General features: G+C 27.5%; 17 protein-coding genes and 1 other annotated feature. Of the genes, 7 read left to right on the top strand and 10 right to left on the bottom strand.

Annotated features, from left to right (window positions below; all coding sequences use genetic code 11):
• Positions 1 to 504: 504 nt before the first annotated feature.
• Positions 505 to 1,356 (top strand): sulfurtransferase, encoded by an 852-nt coding sequence (locus tag KGF48_RS01425; RefSeq protein WP_227841038.1) that lies wholly within the window; start codon positions 505 to 507, stop codon positions 1,354 to 1,356.
• A gap of 155 nt (positions 1,357 to 1,511) precedes the next feature.
• Here the strand turns inward: KGF48_RS01425 and ggt are convergent, their stop codons facing one another.
• The 3 genes from ggt to KGF48_RS01410 form a co-directional block, all read right to left on the bottom strand.
• Positions 1,512 to 3,125 carry a gamma-glutamyltransferase gene (ggt, locus tag KGF48_RS01420; protein WP_227841039.1) on the bottom strand — a complete coding sequence of 538 codons (1,614 nt, stop codon included), beginning with the start codon at positions 3,123 to 3,125 and terminating at the stop codon, positions 1,512 to 1,514.
• 198 nt (positions 3,126 to 3,323) lie between these two features.
• Positions 3,324 to 5,255, bottom strand: coding sequence for an ABC transporter permease (locus tag KGF48_RS01415; RefSeq protein ID WP_227841040.1), 1,932 nt, complete (start codon positions 5,253 to 5,255; stop codon positions 3,324 to 3,326).
• Complete coding sequence (locus tag KGF48_RS01410) at positions 5,242 to 6,009, bottom strand: ABC transporter ATP-binding protein (protein ID WP_227841041.1); 768 nt, start codon at positions 6,007 to 6,009, stop codon at positions 5,242 to 5,244. Before KGF48_RS01410 ends, KGF48_RS01415 begins: the two co-directional genes overlap by 14 nt.
• 287 nt (positions 6,010 to 6,296) lie before the next feature.
• On the opposite strand from KGF48_RS01410, the gene KGF48_RS01405 reads away from it, so the two are divergent.
• The 5 genes from KGF48_RS01405 (at position 6,297) to KGF48_RS01385 (ending at position 11,268) form a co-directional block, all read left to right on the top strand.
• On the top strand, positions 6,297 to 6,971 hold the full coding sequence (locus tag KGF48_RS01405) for a response regulator transcription factor (RefSeq protein ID WP_227827387.1): 675 nt from the start codon (positions 6,297 to 6,299) through the stop codon (positions 6,969 to 6,971).
• 23 nt (positions 6,972 to 6,994) lie between these two features.
• The gene (locus KGF48_RS01400; RefSeq protein WP_227827386.1) at positions 6,995 to 7,999 is read left to right on the top strand and encodes a sensor histidine kinase; all 1,005 of its coding nucleotides are present in this window, start codon (positions 6,995 to 6,997) and stop codon (positions 7,997 to 7,999) included.
• A 116-nt stretch (positions 8,000 to 8,115) separates the two neighbouring features.
• A complete protein-coding gene (locus KGF48_RS01395) occupies positions 8,116 to 9,348 on the top strand; it encodes an efflux RND transporter periplasmic adaptor subunit (protein ID WP_227867674.1) in 1,233 nt (410 codons plus the stop codon).
• A 7-nt stretch (positions 9,349 to 9,355) separates the two neighbouring features.
• A complete protein-coding gene (locus tag KGF48_RS01390) occupies positions 9,356 to 10,030 on the top strand; it encodes an ABC transporter ATP-binding protein (RefSeq protein WP_227867673.1) in 675 nt (224 codons plus the stop codon).
• A gap of 2 nt (positions 10,031 to 10,032) precedes the next feature.
• Positions 10,033 to 11,268, top strand: coding sequence for an ABC transporter permease (locus KGF48_RS01385; RefSeq protein ID WP_227827383.1), 1,236 nt, complete (start codon positions 10,033 to 10,035; stop codon positions 11,266 to 11,268).
• Positions 11,269 to 11,429: 161 nt separating this feature from the next.
• Here KGF48_RS01385 and KGF48_RS01380 read toward each other — a convergent pair whose 3' ends face one another.
• From KGF48_RS01380 to KGF48_RS01360, 5 genes are all read right to left on the bottom strand, one after another.
• Complete coding sequence (locus KGF48_RS01380) at positions 11,430 to 12,026, bottom strand: GNAT family N-acetyltransferase (RefSeq protein ID WP_227841043.1); 597 nt, start codon at positions 12,024 to 12,026, stop codon at positions 11,430 to 11,432.
• Between the two features lie 27 nt (positions 12,027 to 12,053).
• Positions 12,054 to 13,319 carry a dihydroorotase gene (locus tag KGF48_RS01375; RefSeq protein ID WP_227867672.1) on the bottom strand — a complete coding sequence of 422 codons (1,266 nt, stop codon included), beginning with the start codon at positions 13,317 to 13,319 and terminating at the stop codon, positions 12,054 to 12,056.
• 52 nt (positions 13,320 to 13,371) lie between these two features.
• Positions 13,372 to 14,520, bottom strand: coding sequence for a DUF362 domain-containing protein (locus tag KGF48_RS01370; protein WP_227841044.1), 1,149 nt, complete (start codon positions 14,518 to 14,520; stop codon positions 13,372 to 13,374).
• Between the two features lie 100 nt (positions 14,521 to 14,620).
• Positions 14,621 to 15,166 carry an NADH peroxidase gene (locus KGF48_RS01365; RefSeq protein WP_003420048.1) on the bottom strand — a complete coding sequence of 182 codons (546 nt, stop codon included), beginning with the start codon at positions 15,164 to 15,166 and terminating at the stop codon, positions 14,621 to 14,623.
• A gap of 224 nt (positions 15,167 to 15,390) precedes the next feature.
• Positions 15,391 to 16,335: a DMT family transporter gene (locus KGF48_RS01360; protein WP_227841284.1), complete on the bottom strand. Its 945-nt coding sequence runs from the start codon at positions 16,333 to 16,335 to the stop codon at positions 15,391 to 15,393.
• A gap of 370 nt (positions 16,336 to 16,705) precedes the next feature.
• Between KGF48_RS01360 and KGF48_RS01355 the strand changes: the two genes are divergently transcribed.
• Positions 16,706 to 17,587, top strand: coding sequence for a polysaccharide deacetylase family protein (locus KGF48_RS01355; protein WP_227867671.1), 882 nt, complete (start codon positions 16,706 to 16,708; stop codon positions 17,585 to 17,587).
• Between the two features lie 61 nt (positions 17,588 to 17,648).
• Here KGF48_RS01355 and tyrS read toward each other — a convergent pair whose 3' ends face one another.
• Together tyrS and KGF48_RS01345 are read right to left on the bottom strand one after the other, a co-directional pair.
• Positions 17,649 to 18,857, bottom strand: coding sequence for a tyrosine--tRNA ligase (gene tyrS / locus KGF48_RS01350; RefSeq protein WP_227827377.1), 1,209 nt, complete (start codon positions 18,855 to 18,857; stop codon positions 17,649 to 17,651).
• Between the two features lie 71 nt (positions 18,858 to 18,928).
• Positions 18,929 to 19,181: a binding site (T-box leader), on the bottom strand.
• 151 nt (positions 19,182 to 19,332) lie between these two features.
• Positions 19,333 to 20,301 carry a DUF2232 domain-containing protein gene (locus KGF48_RS01345; protein ID WP_227841282.1) on the bottom strand — a complete coding sequence of 323 codons (969 nt, stop codon included), beginning with the start codon at positions 20,299 to 20,301 and terminating at the stop codon, positions 19,333 to 19,335.
• Positions 20,302 to 20,333: the final 32 nt, after the last annotated feature.

Genomic DNA, 20,333 nt, shown 5'->3' with positions numbered 1-20,333 from the left:
ACATCCCCCCTGTAAAATAATTATAACTGCCCAAATTACAAATAGTTGATATTAACAAATTACTTTTAAATTCCAACAAATATTAAAACCTATATTATACGTATAATTTGTTATAGATTTAACCTAATACACACTTAAAGTATACTATATTATGCTAAATTTGTAACAAAAATTTTATAAATACATAATAAATTTTTTTTATTCAATTATTTGTTTAATAAATTAACCTAGGTTTTCATAATAACTCAGATTTCTTTAAAAACTAAACGTGTATAAGGCTTTAATCTATTGCAATACCAGCTTTTATATAAACTAAAATATACTCTTATTTTATTATATATCTAAAATTTTTAATATTCATTAATTATTTGAATTTTTATATAAAATTTTTATATTTTCTAAAGATTTATTTACTTATGTAATAATTTATAATAATATTAATTTATAAAGTTAATAATTATTATGAATACACATAAAAATAATTAAAAATAGGAGGTTTGTTTTTTGAAAAATATTATTTCTGCAAAAGAACTTATATCTAAATTAGAACATAATGATAATCTAGTTGTTATAGATTGTAGATTTGACCTTATCAATAGAACCTATGGTATTGATTCTTATAAAAAAGGACATATAAAAGGTAGCTTTATCCTGGATATAGACAAGGATTTATCATCTCCTACAGAAGAACATGGTGGTAAAAATCCTTTACAAGACCCTTTTATATTAAAAGAAAAGTTAGAAAAAATGGGTGTTGATAATGACACTACAATCGTAACTTATGATGATGGAGATTTAAATGGTGCTTGTAGACTATTCTTCCAATTAAAACACTTAGGTCTTGAAAATGTCTATGTATTAGATGGTGGAATAACAGCTTTTGTAAAAGAAGGCGGAGAATTAGAAGAAAAAATAAATATTCCAAACTGTATAGACAAAAAAATTAAGCCTAATGTAAATGACAATTTAGTTGTTCCAATGGAATACGTTAAATCTAAATTATATGACAAAGATACTGTGATTATAGATTGTCGTGCTAATGAAAGATACCAAGGTTTAGTTGAACCTGCATATTCAAAAGCTGGCCATATACCTAGTGCAAAAAATTACTTTTGCAAGGATTTAATAAAAGGTGATTTTGAAAATGGCTCACTTAAAGATATGGAATTTTTAAAAGACTTCTTTAAGGATTTAAATAATTATGATGAAATAATTTTATCTTGTGGTTCAGGAATATCTGCTTGTGTTAACAGTCTTGCACTTAGAGAACTTGACATACCTCATAAGATTTATGTTGGTAGCTTTAGTGATTGGATTAGCTATGGTGACAATGAAGTTAAAACTGGACAAGAATAAAGTCAATAATAAGTAAAACTAGAATATGATATCTTAGTTTTTTATAAAGGCGTTAGTCATTGTAGACTTTCGCCTTTTATTATCGTCATTTCATCTAGATTCCTTTATTCATTAAATATATCTTTAGTTTGCAATATTAAGGAACTGCAACATGATTAGTAAACTGCAACATGACCATCACATCTTGATTCTGTTGCACAAACATAACTTTCTTGCTCTGTTTTGAAGATTATTTGTCCCCTACCCATATCGACATTATCATGAATTACTTTTATCTCATGCCCTTTTTCAATAAGGGCATCTACCACATGTCTTGACATCTCTGATTCAACTTCTATCTCTTTACCTTTTATCCACTGCCATCTTGGAGCATCTAATGCCTCTTGAGGGTTTAAACCAAAGTCTATCATACTCGTTAATACTTGAAGATGTCCCTGTGGTTGCATAAAAGCACCCATTACACCAAATGGACCTATTGCTTTATCATCTTTACCTAAAAAACCAGGTATTATTGTATGATAAGGTTTTTTAAATGGTTTTACTACATTATGGTGTTTAGGGTCTAAGTTAAAATTATTACCTCTACTATGTAACGCAATGCCAGTGTTTGGTATTACTATCCCAGAGCCAAAATTTATATAATTACTCTGTATATATGAAACCATATTACCATCTTTATCAGCGGTACAAAGATATACAGTTCCACCACAATATGGCTCTCCTTCTTTTGGATATAAAGCTTTTTTATTATCAATCAATAAACTTCTCTTTTTTGCATAATCTTGACTTAATAGTTCTTGAACCTTTACTTTCATATGTTCTATATCAGTTACATAAGTTTTAGAATCTGCAAAAGCCAGTTTTAAGCTTTCTATAATCTTATGTATATCATCTACATTTTCTATATCTCCTTTTACGTCCAATTCTTTTAATATATTTAATGCCATTAAGACTGTTATCCCATGTCCATTTGGTGGAATTTCAAATATTTTATATCCTTTATATTCTGTGCTTATAGGTTCTACCCAAGTTGGATAAAAACTCGCTAAATCACTTTTTCTTATAGCTCCATCAAACTTTCTAGAATACTCATCTATTTTATCTGCTAGTCTACCTCTATAAAAACTTTCAGCTTGTGTATTTGCTATCTCTTCTAATGTATTAGCATGCTCTTCACATACAAATATGTCACCAGCTTCTGGAGCTTTACCATCTTTAGAAAATGTCTCAAACCATGACTTAAATTCTTCTCCAACAAATTCTTTTTCATATAGTTCATAGGACTTTTTCCATACTTTTGATACATTAGGAGAAACAACATATCCTTCTCTTGCATATTCAATTGCTGGAGATAAACATTCTAGTAGACTAAGTTTTCCATACTTTTTATTTAATTCTGCCCAAGCTGCAGGTATCCCAGGTACAGTTACTGCTCCAAATCCATACTTTGGCATCTCTTCCATGTTCTTGTAATTTTTTAATTCCATTCTTTCTGGAGCAAAACCACTAGAATTTAGTCCGTACAATCGTTTTTCTTCTTCTATCCAAACAAGAGCATATGCGTCTCCTCCAATTCCATTACTTGTAGGTTCAACTACCGATAATGTAGCAGCAGTTGCAACTGCTGCATCCACAGCATTCCCACCTTTTTTTAGTATTTCAAGCCCAGCTTGAGAAGCTAATGGTGTTGAAGTTGCAACTGCTCCATTTTTAGCATATATAACATTTCTTATTGATGGATATTTATGTTGATGAGCATCAAACCTCATAATTTTCAACTCCTTGTCATTTTTATTTTATATTTTCCTTAAATTTATTATATAACATTAAGTAATACAACTGATACAAAATACAAACTTTTTCCAAAACTTAATTACATTATTATAATATTTTTTTGTTTTGATTAGATAAACTATCTTACTTTTAGTATATATTTAATTCTTATTAAGTAAAAAATACTCTACAGCTTAATCTATTATCATATTTTGAGCGTATTTTAATGTTATAAAATAATATATAAAGTAACCTATATAATAAATGGCTAGTGTTATAATAATTGGTATAAACAAAGACCTAGTTATAAATTTTTGAGCAATTGACATAGCAAATAAATTATGAATTGTACCTATAATTAATGGCAATAAAAATACAACTTTTAATTGTTTTGATATTATTTTCTCAATATCTTGATTGTTTGCCCCAAGTTTTTTTAGCATAATATATCGTTCTTTATCATCATATATATTTGATAGTTGTTTAAATAAAATTATACTTCCTGTACACAAAAGAAATACTACAGATAGAAATATACCTATAAATAACATAAGACCACTTAGTCTAATTAAATTATTATAGTTTTCGATACTTGATGTAAAATTAAAGGGATAAGTTGATTTCATATTTTTATCAACAATATTTTTTAATCTTAAAGACATGTCAAACTCTTTTTTTTCATTTTTTATATCAATTAATCTTAATAATCTTGATTTTCCATCTGATTTTAATCTATTAAATACATTATCTTCTACCACAATTAAATCAAATGTTGATTGTGAATTTATTTCTGGTTCTAAGATATTTTTTTGAACTGTAAATAAACTCATATTCTCTTTTTCTTTAAGATATATATCTATTTTTTGAGTACCAGTATTTTTAAGAAACATTTTCTTATATGAATCTGAAACATAATATACATGCTCTTCTGAAGTTAATTCTTCATAATTACTGTTTTGATATTGTCTTAATTTCTTAAAATCACTTTCTTTAATAAAATCTACAAGCACTGTGTTTTCTCTATAAACTCCTCCTTTTTTATAATACAATTTAAAATTTACATCTCTGTTTATAAGCTCTATTGTCTTATCAAAAAATATCTTATCATCTTCTTTATATTTATATAACAACTTGTCAATTTCCTTATTTACAAGATAATTTTCTGCATTTATAGTATAACTATACTTGTAGTTTTCATTTATATTTCTATCTATATCGTAATAAAGGGATATTGTAAATCCTAACATAGTTACACTTGTAGCTATTAGTATCGCTATTATTGCCAATACTCTGCTATTATTCTTCAATTTGAATCCAAGTTCCGAAAATGCAATTAAATTTCTTCCCTTGTAATAAAAACTTTTTTTCTTCTTAGCAACATCTATAATTATCGACATTATTGATGAAAAAAATAAAAAAGTACCTGGTATTATTGTAATTAATATAAAAACTGAAAACATAATGTTTTCAATAATGAAATAACTGCTGGACATTAAATAAGAAAATACTATTAGTAAAATTCCAAGTATTCCCTTTAGCTTTATAAATCTTTTATTTGTATATTTTTCTGGTGACTTCTTAAATAACTCTACAATTTTTTTATTGCTAATGACTATAATATTTCTTATTCCAATTACTACAAATATTACTACAAATATTACTAATGTTTGAATTAAAGCCTTTATACTTAAAGTCATCTTTACTCCTATAATTTCTTTCATTAATTTTACAAGAATCATTGTCATAAGCTTTGAAAATAAAAAACCTAAAGATATCCCTATTAATATTGCAAATATTCCCATCGAAAAAGTTTCATATAAAAATATTCTTCCTATCTGATTTTTTCTCATTCCAATCAAGCTATAAGTACCTATCTCTTGCCTACGTCTATTAAAAAAAAATGAATTTGAATAATATATAAATAAAAAAACAAATACCACTATTACAATTGAACTTGTATTAATGCCTATTTTAGCCCTTCTACCAAGTAAACTTAAAGCTTCATTGTACTCTATTGATTTGAAACTAAAGAATATAAATACACTAAATACAATTGAAACAAAGTACATAAAATAGCTTAAAAAGTTCTTTTTTACATTTTTTATAGCAATTTTAAATAAACTCATTTTTATTAACTCCTCCAATTAAGGAAACTGTATTTAGTATTTTATTATAAAATTCTTTTGTGCTTTCTCCTTTTATAAGTTCTGTAAAAATTATTCCATCCTTTATAAAGAGTATTCTACTACAAAAACTTGCACTTATAGCATCATGCGTTACCATTAATATTGTTGAATCATTATCTCTATTTAATTTTAGTAGAGAATTTAATAAATCCCTTGCAGATTTAGAATCTAATGCTCCTGTAGGCTCGTCTGCAAGTATTAATGATGGTTTTGTTACTATTGCTCTACAAACAGCTCCTCTTTGTTTTTGACCACCTGAGACTTCATTAGGATATTTATCTAATATTGATTCTATATTTAGTGATTTTGAAACTTCTTTTATTCTACTTTCTATTACTGATACTTTTTCATTTTTTAAAGAAAGAGGTAGCATTATATTTTCTTTTATAGTTAATGTATCTAAAAGGTTAGAATCTTGAAATACAAATCCAAGATTATCACGTCTAAAGTCAGCTAATTTATTTTGTTTCATTTTAATAATATTCTTATCCTCTATATAAACATTTCCTGATGAAGGCAAATCTATTGTAGAAATAATGTTTAAAAGAGTTGATTTTCCAGCTCCAGATGAGCCCATAATACCTACAAATTCACCTTTAGAAACTTTAAAACTTATTCCCCTTAAAGCTTCATATTTTGAGCCTTTTCTACCATACTCTTTTTTTATATTTTCAACAATTAATATTTCTTCCATAATTACTTACCACTCCTCAACATAATTGCTCATTTTCCAATTCTTATAAATATATTATATATATTAAGGTAGTTTTTAACCATTTAATTACATTAATATAATGTTACATTTCTGTAAGTATTAACTATATTTCTTCATTTTTAATGAAATTATGTTTAAAATATAATTTGTCAAGCAAAATATAGTTATATTAATATAATTATTTTAAATTATAAGGTAGAAATGTTTGAACTTATCAAGTAAAATATAGTTATGTTAATATAACTATTCTGGATTAGGAGGTAAAAATGTTCAAAATAATGGTAATTGAAGATGATGTTTCATTAAAGCATCAAATAGCAGACTGTCTTTCTAAATGGGGACATATTGTCTATCAAATAGAAAATCTTGAAAACATAATAGAAGAATTTAAGCATTATAAACCACAATTGGTTTTATTAGATATAAATCTTCCATTTTATGATGGATTTCATTGGTGTAATGAGATAAGAAAAATTTCCAAAGTTCCAATAATCTTTATTTCTTCAAGAAACTCTAATATGGATGTAATAATGGGTGTAAATCTAGGTGCAGATGATTATATACAAAAACCATTTTCTATAGATGTTTTAATAGCTAAGGTAAATGCTCTTTTAAGAAGAACTTATAATTTTGCTGATAATAATTCAAATAAAATTGTCCATAATGAAGTTACTTTAGATTTATCAACTGCAACTATATGTTATAAAGATAATACTATTGAGCTAACAAAAAATGAAATTAAAATTCTTCATGAACTTATGAGGAATAAAAGTAAAATAGTTAGTAGAAATAAACTTATGAAAAAATTATGGGATAATGATTGGTTTGTAGATGATAATACTCTCACTGTTAATGTAAACAGAATACGTTCAAAACTAAGTGAAATTGGATTGGAAGACTTTATAGAAACTAAAAGAGGACTAGGTTATATAATCAGTTAAAATAGCTTTAAGTAGGTGAATTTATGAGTTTTAAAGATTTTCTCAAAGATAAACTCGAATTTTTAGTATACAACTTTGCTTTCTTACTTTTTACGATAGCAGTTATTATATTTTCTCCTATCGATACTCTCTTAGTAGACACTATTGTATACATATTAATTGTAAATATAGTATTTTCATTCATATATATACTTACTGGCTACATTAAGAAAAATAGATTTTTAGAGAAAATTAAAAATAATACATTCAAAGTTAGTACTAATGATATAGAATTAATTAAATGTACAAATGAAGAAAAAATATATTTGGATATAATTAAAGATTATCAAAGCCAATGTGATGATATAATAGATATCAATACTAAGAAATTTGAAGAAAATAAAGAAACTATGAGTATGTGGGTACATGATATAAAAATGCCTATAGCAATAATCAAACTAATCCTTGAGCAAAACGAAAATTTAATTGAAGAAAAAATTTCAGATGATATCGATAAAGAGATATTTAGAATTGAAAATTCTGTTGAAAGGATTTTATATTTATCTAGACTTGAAGATTTTCATAAAGATTTTTTGATTCAAGAAGTAAATATTGAAAAAATTATTAGAAATATTATTAGAAAATATTCGAAATATTTTATCTCAAAAAAAATAATTTTAAACTTAAATAATTTGAATTATACAGTTTTATCAGACGAAAAATGGCTTTACTTCATATTCGAGCAATTATTAAATAATTCCCTAAAATATGCCTCAATAGAAGATAATATATCTATCTATTGCAAAACCCACAAAAATTATTTACAATTAAGGGTGGAAGATACTGGCTGTGGTATAAAAAAGGAAGATTTAAATCGAATATTCAATAAGGGATTTACAGGTAATAATGGAAGAAATAACGCTAAATCTACAGGGCTTGGTCTTTATTTAGTAAAAGAACTTTGTGACAAACTTAGCCATAAAATTGATGTAGATTCAGAGTACAATCAATATACAAAAATTACTATTACATTCAAAGATTATCTATAGTATCTTATATATTGATAGTTTATTTTCATTTGACTTATATTCAACATGCTTCTTATAATGGTTCTATATGTACATCCCAGTATATAATAAGTAGTTTTTATACAAAGGAGGAAAACATGTCTTTTCTAAAAAAATTTAAAAATAAAAGATTTAGAAATAGTAGCTTTAAGAGTAATAGCTTTAAAAATACTAGCTTTGGAAGTAGTAATTTCAAAACTAAAAACAAAGGTTTTAAAAATAATCCTTTTAAAAACAAGAGATTTAAAATCTATGCAGGAATCGTGATAATCATACTTTTAATTTTAGGGGTACTTGCTTATGTCGATTCAAAAAACACTGAGTTACAAGCTAATGAAAACTTCATAGAAACATACACTATTCCAGAAAACGAAAAAATATTTATAAATGGTATGGTTGTACCTAAGCAAACTAAAGACTTTAATATTTCTGGAGATTATGAGTTAAGCGATGTAAATGTTACAAATGGGCAAAAGGTAAATCAGGGAGACCTTCTTTTTACTGCTAAAAATCCAACTATAATAGCAGAAATAGATAGTCTAAAAACACAACTTAGCCAATATAAAAAACAAAAGATATCACTTGCAAATATTGATGAAAATAGAGATGCTATAGCCTCTATAAACGCACAAATAACAACTTTAAACTCTCAGATAGCTTCTTTAGATAAAAAAGCATATGATAGAACTACTGCTCCTTTTGATGGTACTGTATACTTAAATGACCAAACTGGAAATCCAGACCAACCAGCTTCATTTATGACTATTCAAGGTCTAGAGTTTTATATGAAGGGACAAGCAAGTGAACAAGATTTACCTAAGATGAAAATTGACCAAATGGTTAATATATTAGTTTTCTCAACTGACCAAAATCTTACTGGTAGAATAAGTTTTATATCTGATAAGCCCTCTACTCCAAATAGTGAGATGGGAGCTCAACAAAGTACTTTATCTTATTATGATATAAACATAGCATTTGATAACCAAGAAGGGTTGACAAATGGATTCCATCTTCAAGCATCACTTGAAGTAGCTAACTCAAGCTTTAAAATACCAGCATCTTGTGTACTTAAGGATAAAAAACACTCATATGTATTTAAAGACTTAGATGGAATCTTGAAAAAACAAATTGTAGATGTTGCAAGTAAAAACAATGACTTTGCTGTAGTTAGAGGCGGTCTTGAACAAGGTGATATAGTAATAAAATACCCTACTAAAGAAATGAAAGAAGGAGACCCAGTTCAAGGTGATAGTGTAACTGATGGCTCTAATAATAATGGAGATGCTACTCCAGACAAAAAATTAAAAGAAGTTAATATGGATGTGAATTAATTTACATATGTTAATTAAATTAGAAAATATTCAAAAATATTACAAAGTAGGGAAAGATGAATTACATGTTTTAAAATCCTTAAATTTAGAAATTGAATCTGGAGAATTTGTCATGATAATGGGTAAATCTGGTAGTGGTAAAACCACTTTACTTAATATCTTAGGTTTTCTTGATGTATTTGACGAAGGAAGATATATATTTGATGGCACAGATGTAACTAATCTCAGTGAAAATGAGCGTTCTGTTTTTAGAAATGTCAATATTGGTTTTGTTTTTCAGCAATTTAATTTAATAGAAACTTTAAATATATATCAAAATGTAGAGTTACCTCTAATTTACAATAAAATATTAAAAAAATCTGAAAGAGAAGAAATTGTTAAGAGCAAACTAAAATCTGTTGGGATTTTAGATAAAATCAAACAAAAACCTCTTCAACTATCTGGTGGCCAGCAACAACGTGTAGCCATTGCACGTTGTTTGGCAAATGACCCTCAAATAATCTTTGCTGATGAACCAACTGGAGCATTAGATAGTGAAACTAGCAGGGAAATTATGGAGCTTTTGACAGAACTTAATGAACAAGGCAAGACTATAATAATGGTTACACATGATCAGGATTTGACTAAGTATGCAACTAAGGTCATACGACTTAAAGATGGTGTGTTTACTTCGGAGGTGTAATCATGGGCTTATTAAAAAATTCTTTGGCTAATTTAAAGGGGCACAAGCTTCGTGTCTTTGTAGCTTTACTTTGGATTATTATAGGAATAACTTCAGTAATACTTGTTAGTTCTATAGGTAATGGATTTCAAAAAGAAATCAAGAAATCTGTAAATAATGCTAATCCTAATAAAACTACTATTTCATTTGAATCAGCTGATAACACAGGTCTTACTGATGATATGAGTATATTTTTAAAGCCTTTCAATGCAAAAGATTTAGAAGAATTATCATTTGTTGAAGGAGTAGAAAGAATTGCTCCTGCAAGAGATGGATTTAATCTTGATTCAACTTATTCTTCTCAGGCATCTTTTGATAAAAAAACGACTTATGTGGAAGTTGGACCAGTAAAAAAAGATTCTAAAATAAATTTAATCTGTGGTAGAGATTTTTCTTTGGATGATGAAAAAAGAAAGGTAATTATACTTACACAGCAAAGTGCAAGTGAAGTTTTTGAAAATCCAGAAGATGCTTTAGGCCATGGTATTAATGTAAATGGAACTATATTTGAAATAATTGGAGTATTGGATGATTCTTCCAACCAACAACAAACTGGAGGATTTTTGGGAGGTTATCAAGATATGCAATTTGTAACTTCTCTTATACCTAAAAAAGCTTTTGATAGTCTAATGAGTCAAAATTCTTACTCCAATGAAATTTATCAGTTAGACTTAGTTTGTTCTAAAGGATATAACGTGAATGAAGTTGCAAACAATATTATAGCTAAACTGTATGAAATGCACCCTGGTATCAATGGTTCTTATACTACACCAGACCCAACTGAACAAACAGCTTATCTTGAAAGTATCAATTCTAATGTCAATAAATATGTATCTATAATAACTGTAGTTGCAATGTTTGTTGGTGGTATTGGTGTAATGAATATAATGTATGTATCAGTTATGGAAAGACAAAGAGAGATTGGTATAAGACGTGCTATCGGTGCAAAGCCTAGGTCTATATTATTTCAATTTTTAGTTGAAGCTGTTTTTATAACAGTATGTGGAGGAATTTTAGGAACTATAGTTGGATTTATTGCTACTAACTATGTCTCTAAATACATTGGATTTGAAGCAATTCCTAGCTTAAATAGCTTACTTTATGCTATTCTAGCTACTATATTAACTGGAGTTGTATTTGGTTTAATACCAGCCTTTAAAGCCTCTAAACTAGACCCTATAAAGGCAATTTATAAATAGTATTCCTATTAATAAGTTATGATTTTTAAATTGCTTTTCTAAAATATGCTTAAATATTTAATGCACTATTATATATGATAGATTAAGAATTTAATCTTTTTCAAATCAAATATAATAGTGCATTATTACTTTCAAAATTATTATTGTTATTTTTACAATTACTAATTACCTAGAGTCTTTTCTAGTGTAGATTTTAATTTTTCAAACTCGTACTTCCAATTTGGATTATAATCTACTATTTCAACAATTTTTGTAGTTAATCCTGTTACTTTTAATTGGTAGACATCATGTTTCATTGCTTGTCCTCTATAAATCTTATCATACTCAGATATTTTCTTCATACCTAGTCTTTTTGCCACATTTATAGATGCTATATTTTCAGGTCTGATATCTGCTACTAAAGTATCCACATTTAAGTTTCTAATAGCATAATCTATGCATATAGTGGCACCTTCTGTAGCATAACCTTGATTCCAATATTCTTTTTTTACTATATAACCTATTCCCAACCCTATGTCCTGCTTTATAAGACCTATTTGTCCCACTACATCATCTATATACTTATCTATAACAATAAAATATCCATATCCATCATTATTATATCTCTGTATATTTTTATCAATCCATTCTGTAACTTCTTCATCAGAAAAAGTATGTTCCCATGCATACATTACTTCTGAATTTTGTAACATTTTACTTATTTCCTTAAAATCACTATGATTCATTTGTCTAATATATAATCTTTTGCTTTCAATCACTGTATTCACCACCCTTAAAACACAATCTTAAGCGTTGTATACAACTTCTCCATTGCATATAGTATAATTAACTTTACCATATAAAGATTTACCTTTAAATGGTGAATTGTCAGCTTTAGAAACAAAATCTTCAACTATCCATTCTTCTTCAGGATTAAATATAACAATATCTGCTACTGCTCCTTCTTCTATAAAACCAACATTTAAATTGTATAGCTTTGCAGGATTTGTAGACATTTTTTCTATTAACTGCATCATACTAAGATGATTTTTATATATTAAGTTTGTTATTCCAAGAGACAACGAAGTTTCAAGCCCTATAATACCACTTGGAGCTTTTATAAACTCTCTGTCTTTTTCTTCTTTACTATGAGGTGCATGGTCTGTTGCTATTATCTCAATAGTGCCATCATTTAATCCTTCTATAATCTTATCTCTATCCCACTTAGTTCTTAAAGGTGGATTCATTTTTGCATTTGTTCCAAACTCTAACACATCTTCCTCAGTCAGTGTAAAGTGATGTGGTGAAGCTTCTGCAACTACGTTTGCTCCAAGATATTTTGCAAATCTAACTATATCAACAGAAACACCAGAACTTATATGTTGTATATCAATCTTAGCACCAGTTTTTAGTGCTAACATACAATCTCTAGCAACCATTACATCTTCTGCTACATTTGATGCACCTTTTAGACCAAGCTCTGAAGCTATCTTTCCTGCATTTACGCCAGGATTTCCAACTAAAGAAGGGTCTTCTTCATGAAAGCTAAGTGGTACATCTAACTCCTTTGCCTTAATCATTGCTTCCATAATTAAACTGCTATCCATTAAAGGCAATCCGTCATCAGTAAATCCTGGAACTCCAGCCTTTTTAAGATTTTCCATATCCACTAACTCTTTACCTTCAAAACCTTTCGTTATGGCTGCTGCTTGTAAAACATTTATACATGCATTTTTTGCTTTTTCCTTTACATAATTAAAAGTATCTTCATTATCTACAATTGGGTCAGTATTTGCCATACATATAACTGTTGTAAATCCCCCTCTAGCTGCAGATTTAGCTCCACTATCTATATCTTCTTTATATGTAAATCCTGGGTCTCTAAAATGTACATGTACATCTACTAATCCTGGTGCAACTATATTCCCACTAGCATCTATTATTTTTTCAAATTCATCATTTTCATCAAAATTACCTATTTTATAGATTTTATTTTCTTTTATAATTAAATCTATTTTCTCATCTCTTTGACTTTTAGGGTCTATCACTCTACCATTTTTAATTAAAATCATACTATTTCTCCTTTATAATTTACATTTATATAGACTCATATAATATTATACATTATTTTACATACTTAAATACAAAATTACGTTTGACATCAATAGCCTTTTTAGGACAAAGTTCATGACAACAGTAACATCTTATACATTTATTTAAATCTATAAGAGCACCTTTATTCCCCATCTCTATGGTATTTGCAGGACAAGCTTCCTTACACTTTCCACATTTTATGCAGTCTTTAAATCTAACCACTGGCTTTGGTGTTATAAGTTTTGAAATAGGTTCATTTAAAAATTTTGGCAATTTTACAGAAAATAGCCTTAAATCTTTACTTACATTTGGTACCTTATAATCTTTTATAATTAAATCCTTTATATCTTCTCCTACAATCTCAATATCTGAAAAGTCTTCTTTTATATACTCTCTTTTAATAGCTCCTCTAATTGTAGCAACTTTGTTTGGAAGCAAACCTATAATCTTACATGCAACAACATCTATAGCATATGGATTTTGTGATGCTAATAAAACACCTATTTCTTTAGGATTTCCTGCTGAAGGTCCATCCCCTTCCATCCCTACGATTCCATCCATAATTGTCAGTGTTGGATTTACATAATCACAAATATCTAAAAGTACATTTTCACAAAATAATTCCTCTGTAGGAAATCTATAATGTATTTCTGCTTTTTTTAATCCAGCTATACATCCATATAAGTTTTTTGTGCCACCAGTAAAAGTTGCCATTACATGTGTTTTTAATTTACAAAGATTTATTACATAATCAGCATCTATTACTGGTTTGATAATGTCCATATATTTAAGAGCATGTGCTTTTTCACTATGTATCTTAACATCTGAAACATCATAATTCAATTTGATACCTAAATCATTTGCTACCTCTTCAATTCCAGATGTCTTATATATACCTTTAAGAGAACCTTGATTATATGGTCCACCAGGACTATCTGCTACTACTATGTCACAATTTAATTCTAAAAGCTTTTCACATACAACCCTTACTACCATAGGATGGGTAGTTGTAGCTTCTTCAGGCTTTTTTTTCATCAATAGATTTGGTTTTACAAGTACTTTACTTCCTTTTTTTACAAACTTGTTAAGTCCTCCAATGTCATCTAAAATTTTTTCAATAGAAAATCTTACATTTTCATACTCATAATTCTTGCAACTTCTAACAGATACTGATTTCATATTATCTTCACCCTTTTATTACAAAGATTTGTTTATATTTTTTGTATAATTTAAAAAAGGAGAAACCAAAGTTTCTCCTTTTAATCTATATTTTTAATTATTATTTTCCAAAATATCTATTTAATAATCCTAAGAATGCTTTACCATGTCTAGCTTCATCTTTACACATTTCATGTACTGTGTCATGTATAGCATCTAATCCTAATTCTTTAGCTCTCTTAGCTAATTTTAATTTTCCATCAGTTGCACCATATTCAGCGTCAACTCTAACTCTTAAGTTTTCTTTTGTATCTGCAACTACAACTTCTCCAAGAAGTTCTGCAAATTTAGCAGCATGTTCTGCTTCTTCAAAAGCTATTCTCTTATATGCTTCTGCTACTTCTGGGTATCCTTCTCTATCAGCTTGTCTACTCATTGCTAAATACATTCCTACTTCTGTACATTCACCAGTAAAGTTAGCTCTTAATCCTTCGATTATTTCTGCATCCACACCTTGAGCTACTCCTATTCTATGTTCGTCAGCCCAAACCATTTCACCTTTCATTTCTTCGAATTTATCAGCTCCAACTTTACATACTGGACATTGTGCTGGTGCAGCATCTCCTTCATGTATATATCCACATACTGTACAAACAAATTTTTTCATAATTAATTTCCTCCCAATTTTATATTAATTAAATTTTTATTTTTAAAGTTTAATAACTTGCTACAAGAATATATATACCCCCTGTATTATAGTTTAAACACTAAAAATAAAATTTATTTCCTAATTAATTTTATCACTTTGAAACATCGGTATCAACTAAGTTTTGATGTCAAATTTCTACATAATATATACTTTATTTGATTAATTAGGAAACAATTGTCTCTTTAAATACTTTCTAGTGAAGAATCTTTTGACTCTTTAAGTTTTACTTTTTTACTTTTTAAAAATGATAATTTAGTTTCTGCTGTTATAATTGCACCAAATATCAATATACTACCAATAACTAATTTGGCTGTAATAGCTTCTTTTAGAATTATTATAGAAAATATAGTTCCAAATACAGCTTCAGTAGATAGTATTATGGCTGTTCTAGTTCCATCAACTCTCTTTTGACATATAGTTTGGAATAAAAATCCTATTGAAGTACTAAATATAGCTAAATATATAGTTCCCATATATCCAGACAATTCAGCTTCTATTTTCAACTGTCCTGCAAATGTCTGAACTACTAAAGATAGTAAAAATGCTACAGTAAATTGAATAGCTGTTAATGCCATTGGATTGTTATCTTTAGCAAATTCACTAGTAAAGAATATATGAAATGCAAATCCAAATGAACATATAAGCGTTAATAAATCTCCAAAATTAATAGATAAATCAGCCTCTAAAGAAAGTATACCTATACCTACAAGGGCTACTAAACTACTTATTAATCCTATTTTATCAAGTTTTCTTCTATAAAGTATAAATCCTATGAATGGAACTATTACAACATTTGCTGCTGTTATAAATGCATTTTTAGATGGTGTAGTGTACATAAGTCCAATGGTTTGTACTGTAAAGGCTAGAAATAAAAATATTCCTAAAAGCCCTCCTGCTTTTAATAAATTCTTTCCCATATTGGCACGAATTTGTTTAAAAAACAATAAATTCATAATTACAGCTGCCAAGAAAAATCTTATAGTTATTATTTGTAGAGGTGTAAGCCCACCATCTAGTGCAAATTGGGTTGCTACAAAGCCACTTCCCCATATAATTGCTATAAATATTAGTCCTATTTCTCCAAAGTATTTTTTCAATAAAGCCCCCTCCTTTTTATTTTTTTGCAAAATTATAAACCCCCTAAACAGCAAGAGAGTTTTTCTATAAGCATTACTATAAATTTATATAGTTATAGTAAATTTTTTCAGTATTTTAAATCTAGATTTATATCCACTATTTAACATTAATATATTAATCATTTTTTGTAAACACCTTTTTAATAAATTTTTACCTTTTTTATATTTTTTTTACTTATATTAAATTTTTTTATAGATAATTTCAGTATCTAGGATACTTTAATATTATGCAAATAATGTTGTATAAGTTACACTTTAGTTATTTTAGTTACAACTTTGTCGGTTTACTTTTTCTACTTTCTTCGATATAATTATAATATATTTTTGATACAATTCGACAAAAAGGGGGAATGTTGAAATCATGGTAAAAAAAAGAAAAAAGAAAACTATGGCACTTACTATAATTGTCGTAATAGTTATTGGTATTTTTTCTATGGCATGGGCGGATATGTCCAAGAAAAGAGAAATTAAAGAAACTCAAGAAAAGCTTAAAGCTGAAAAATTAGCAAAAGAAAGAATTGAAAAAGAAAAAAATGAACCTATCATTGGTGCAAAAAAAGAAGCTGCAAAAGAATATGGATATGACGCAAAATTAGTTTGGGATAAGCTTAACAAATACGACTATTCAAATAATGGAGAAAAAATAGTATTCCTTACATTTGATGATGGACCATCTACTACTAATACTCCACAAGTTCTAGATATCTTAAAAAGACACGATGTTAAAGGAACTTTCTTTATTAAGGGAGATTCTCTTGAAAGAAAAGGTGCCAACGAAATTTTAAAAAGAACATTTGATGAGGGAAATGCAATAGCTCATCACTCATATTCTCATGACTACAAAAAACTATATCCTGGCAGAAGCCTAAATCTTGATACATTTGTAAATGAGCTTAATAAAACAGATGAAGCCATGAAGAAAGTTCTAGGAAAGAATTTTTCATCACATGTAGTTAGATGCCCAGGTGGGTATATGTCATGGAAAAATATGGAACCTTTGGGCAACTACTTAAAAGAAAAAAATATGGCATCAATCGACTGGAATGCTCTAAATGCTGATGCAGAAGGTAAAAAGAAAAATGCTCAAGAGTTATTTGAACATGCAAAGAAATCTTCTGAAGGTAAAGAAATGGTTGTACTTTTAATGCATGATACTTATGGAAAGCAAGAAACAGTAAATGCACTAGACCAAATTATAACATATTTTAAAGATAATGGTTACCAATTTAAAACCTTAATATAATAAAAAAGCAAGTTCATTGATTGTACTTTTATATAATCAATAAACTTGCTTTTATTTTACTCTATTTTACTAACTCTATTTTTACAAATTTTTTCTTTCCTATTTGAACAACAAGTTCGCTTTCTTTAGCAACTGTACTTAAATCTTCCACTTTTTCACCATTTACTTTTACTCCACCTTGAGATGCTAGTCTTCTAACTTCACTCTTACTTTTAACAAGCTCATTAGAAACTAATACTTCAATTAAATCAAATTCTTCTTGTTTAACTTGAATTGTTTGTATATCTTCAGGTATTTGACCTTTTTGGAATACAGATTTAAATCTTTCCTCAGCTTCTTTAGCAGCTTCTTCTCCATGGTATAAAGTTACTATTTCTCTCGCTAGATTCATTTTTATATCTCTTGGATTTACTGAACCATCTTTTAACTGAGTTTCAATTTTATTAACTTCATCAGGATGAACATCAGTTACTAAATTATAGTATTTAATTATAAGTTCATCAGGAATTTCCATAGATTTTTGGTACATTATTCCAGCTTCTTCATCTATTCCAATATAGTTACCTAAACTCTTACTCATTTTTTCTTTTCCATCTAATCCTTCTATTAAAGGCATCATTATTACTATTTGAGATTCCATACCAAATTCTCTTTGTAATGATCTTCCCATTAATAAGTTAAATCTTTGGTCAGTTCCACCAAGCTCTATATCAGCTTCTAATGCTATTGAATCATATGCTTGCATCAATGGATAGAAAAATTCATGCACTGATATTGGCATTTGTCCTTCATATCTCTTCTTGAAATCTTCTCTTTCTAACATTCTCGCAACAGTAATAGTTGCAGCTAATTTTATTACATCTTCAAAGTTTAATTTAGCTAACCATTCACTATTAAATCTTACAATAGTTTTTTCTTTATCTAAAACCTTAAAAATTTGTTCTTCATAAGTTTTTGCATTTTCAAGAACTTGCTCTGTTGTTAAAGCTTTTCTAGCTTTAGATTTTCCAGTTGGGTCTCCAATTTTACCTGTAAAATCTCCAATTATAATTACTATTTGATGACCTAAATCTTGTAGTTGTTTCATTTTTCTAAGAACTACTGTATGACCTAAATGTATGTCTGGAGCACTTGGATCTAACCCCAATTTTACTATCATAGGTTTTCCTTCTTTTTCTGATTTGATAAGCTTTTCTCTTAACTCTTTTTCGTCTATTAAATCGTCTACACCTTTCATAATTATTCGTATTTGCTCGTCTATCGATTTCATTTTCATACCTCCTAAAATATTTATATAATCTATGATTTTTATTTTTATAATAAAAAAAGCTCTCATCCTGTTAAAAGGACGAAAGCATTGCTTACGTGTTACCACCTTAGTTCATCAATATCTCACGATATTAATCTCTATAGAGTATAATTTATTTACTCATATACTATAACGTGTACTATTCCGATATCTCTTAGTGGTTGTTATCTTTCAGAGACATTGCTCCAAGATGTATTCAAACTAAATCAATTTATTCCATTTCACCAAACTGGAACTCTCTGTTAAATAAAATTCAGCTCTACTTCTTCTCTTCACAGCATTTATATATTCAGATTATTTCATCAATTACAAGAAGTTTTTCTTAACTTACTCATAATATATTATTATTTTTACATTTTGTCAACCTTTTTTATTATTATATACATGTTTTTTTACATTATACTATTTTTTTATATTTTTTACCAATGCATAAAGTTTATTTTTCAATTAAAATATTTATTTGTTTGTTGACAATATTAATTTGAGTCAATCTTACATTCATTTTCTTATTTAAAAATGCATTTATAATTATTAATCCAATAACAGTTATCTTAAACATTAGAAATAAAGATATAACTACTATCAAGAAAGAAATTCTAGCATATGCTACTTTTCTAAATTTAGTTATTATAAAATTTTGCAGTGACATACAAGAATCTCTAATGACAAAATACGTACACAAATACCCAATTGATATAAAACTTGTTTTTAAATAAACTAACTCAGTTTTAATATTCAATATATTTGTAATTTCAAAGATAGTTAAATAAAAGACACACATATAAAAAACTTTCTTTGAACAACATAAAAATTGATTTAAAAGTCTAAAATTTTTAAATACTAAAAACTTTTTTAAAGAATTAGAACTTAAAATATGTAATTTATGTCCTATAACTAAACTTAAAATATATATACAAAAAACCATTCCAAAAGGAAATAGTGCTATCATTAAGTAATAAATAAAATCTGCATATCCATGAAAATAAATCAATTTGCTGTATCCCTGAAATTCGCTCATAAAACTGTATCCTATTAGTGCTGAAGCATATATATCAATAAAAACCATTATAATGACTCCAAGCATTGAACCATATACTAAATCATCCATAACTGTTGATGATTTAGTTATCAAACAACCACATATTATACCAAGTAATACACTCTGACTTGCCCAAATAGCAGTTCCCAAATTTCCAAGCACCAAGGAAATTATTAAAAGTGATGTAATTCCAGATAAAACAGTATACTTTAAATCACACTTTAAACATATTATACAAAAAAATATTGGCACTATAAAATCTAAATAAATGGCATATCCAAATCCAGTACCTACAGCTATAATTGTTATTACTATAAATAAAGACGACAATAAAGCCGCTTCAGTTAATTTTTTAGTAGTATCCAAAACAACGCCTCCACAAACTATAATTTTTCTAA

Origin of the sequence: Clostridioides sp. ZZV15-6388, from assembly GCF_020657755.1 — a bacterium.
Lineage (GTDB): Bacteria > Bacillota > Clostridia > Peptostreptococcales > Peptostreptococcaceae > Clostridioides.
Note: the sequence above shows the minus strand (reverse complement) of the source record. Positions and strands in the feature narration are given on the sequence as shown.

What these genes read in the sequence shown, in the direction of transcription:
- KGF48_RS01410 (WP_227841041.1), bottom strand. Translation starts at nt 6,009, where the DNA reads ATGGAAGAAATATTAATTGTTGAAAATATAAAAAAAGAGTATGGTAGA.
- KGF48_RS01385 (WP_227827383.1), top strand. Translation starts at nt 10,033, where the DNA reads ATGGGCTTATTAAAAAATTCTTTGGCTAATTTAAAGGGGCACAAGCTT.
- KGF48_RS01415 (WP_227841040.1), bottom strand. Translation starts at nt 5,255, where the DNA reads ATGAGTTTATTTAAAATTGCTATAAAAAATGTAAAAAAGAACTTTTTA.
- ggt (WP_227841039.1), bottom strand. Translation starts at nt 3,125, where the DNA reads ATGAGGTTTGATGCTCATCAACATAAATATCCATCAATAAGAAATGTT.
- KGF48_RS01365 (WP_003420048.1), bottom strand. Translation starts at nt 15,166, where the DNA reads ATGAAAAAATTTGTTTGTACAGTATGTGGATATATACATGAAGGAGAT.
- KGF48_RS01405 (WP_227827387.1), top strand. Translation starts at nt 6,297, where the DNA reads ATGTTCAAAATAATGGTAATTGAAGATGATGTTTCATTAAAGCATCAA.
- KGF48_RS01390 (WP_227867673.1), top strand. Translation starts at nt 9,356, where the DNA reads ATGTTAATTAAATTAGAAAATATTCAAAAATATTACAAAGTAGGGAAA.
- KGF48_RS01395 (WP_227867674.1), top strand. Translation starts at nt 8,116, where the DNA reads ATGTCTTTTCTAAAAAAATTTAAAAATAAAAGATTTAGAAATAGTAGC.
- KGF48_RS01370 (WP_227841044.1), bottom strand. Translation starts at nt 14,520, where the DNA reads ATGAAATCAGTATCTGTTAGAAGTTGCAAGAATTATGAGTATGAAAAT.
- KGF48_RS01355 (WP_227867671.1), top strand. Translation starts at nt 16,706, where the DNA reads ATGGTAAAAAAAAGAAAAAAGAAAACTATGGCACTTACTATAATTGTC.
- KGF48_RS01400 (WP_227827386.1), top strand. Translation starts at nt 6,995, where the DNA reads ATGAGTTTTAAAGATTTTCTCAAAGATAAACTCGAATTTTTAGTATAC.
- KGF48_RS01375 (WP_227867672.1), bottom strand. Translation starts at nt 13,319, where the DNA reads ATGATTTTAATTAAAAATGGTAGAGTGATAGACCCTAAAAGTCAAAGA.
- tyrS (WP_227827377.1), bottom strand. Translation starts at nt 18,857, where the DNA reads ATGAAATCGATAGACGAGCAAATACGAATAATTATGAAAGGTGTAGAC.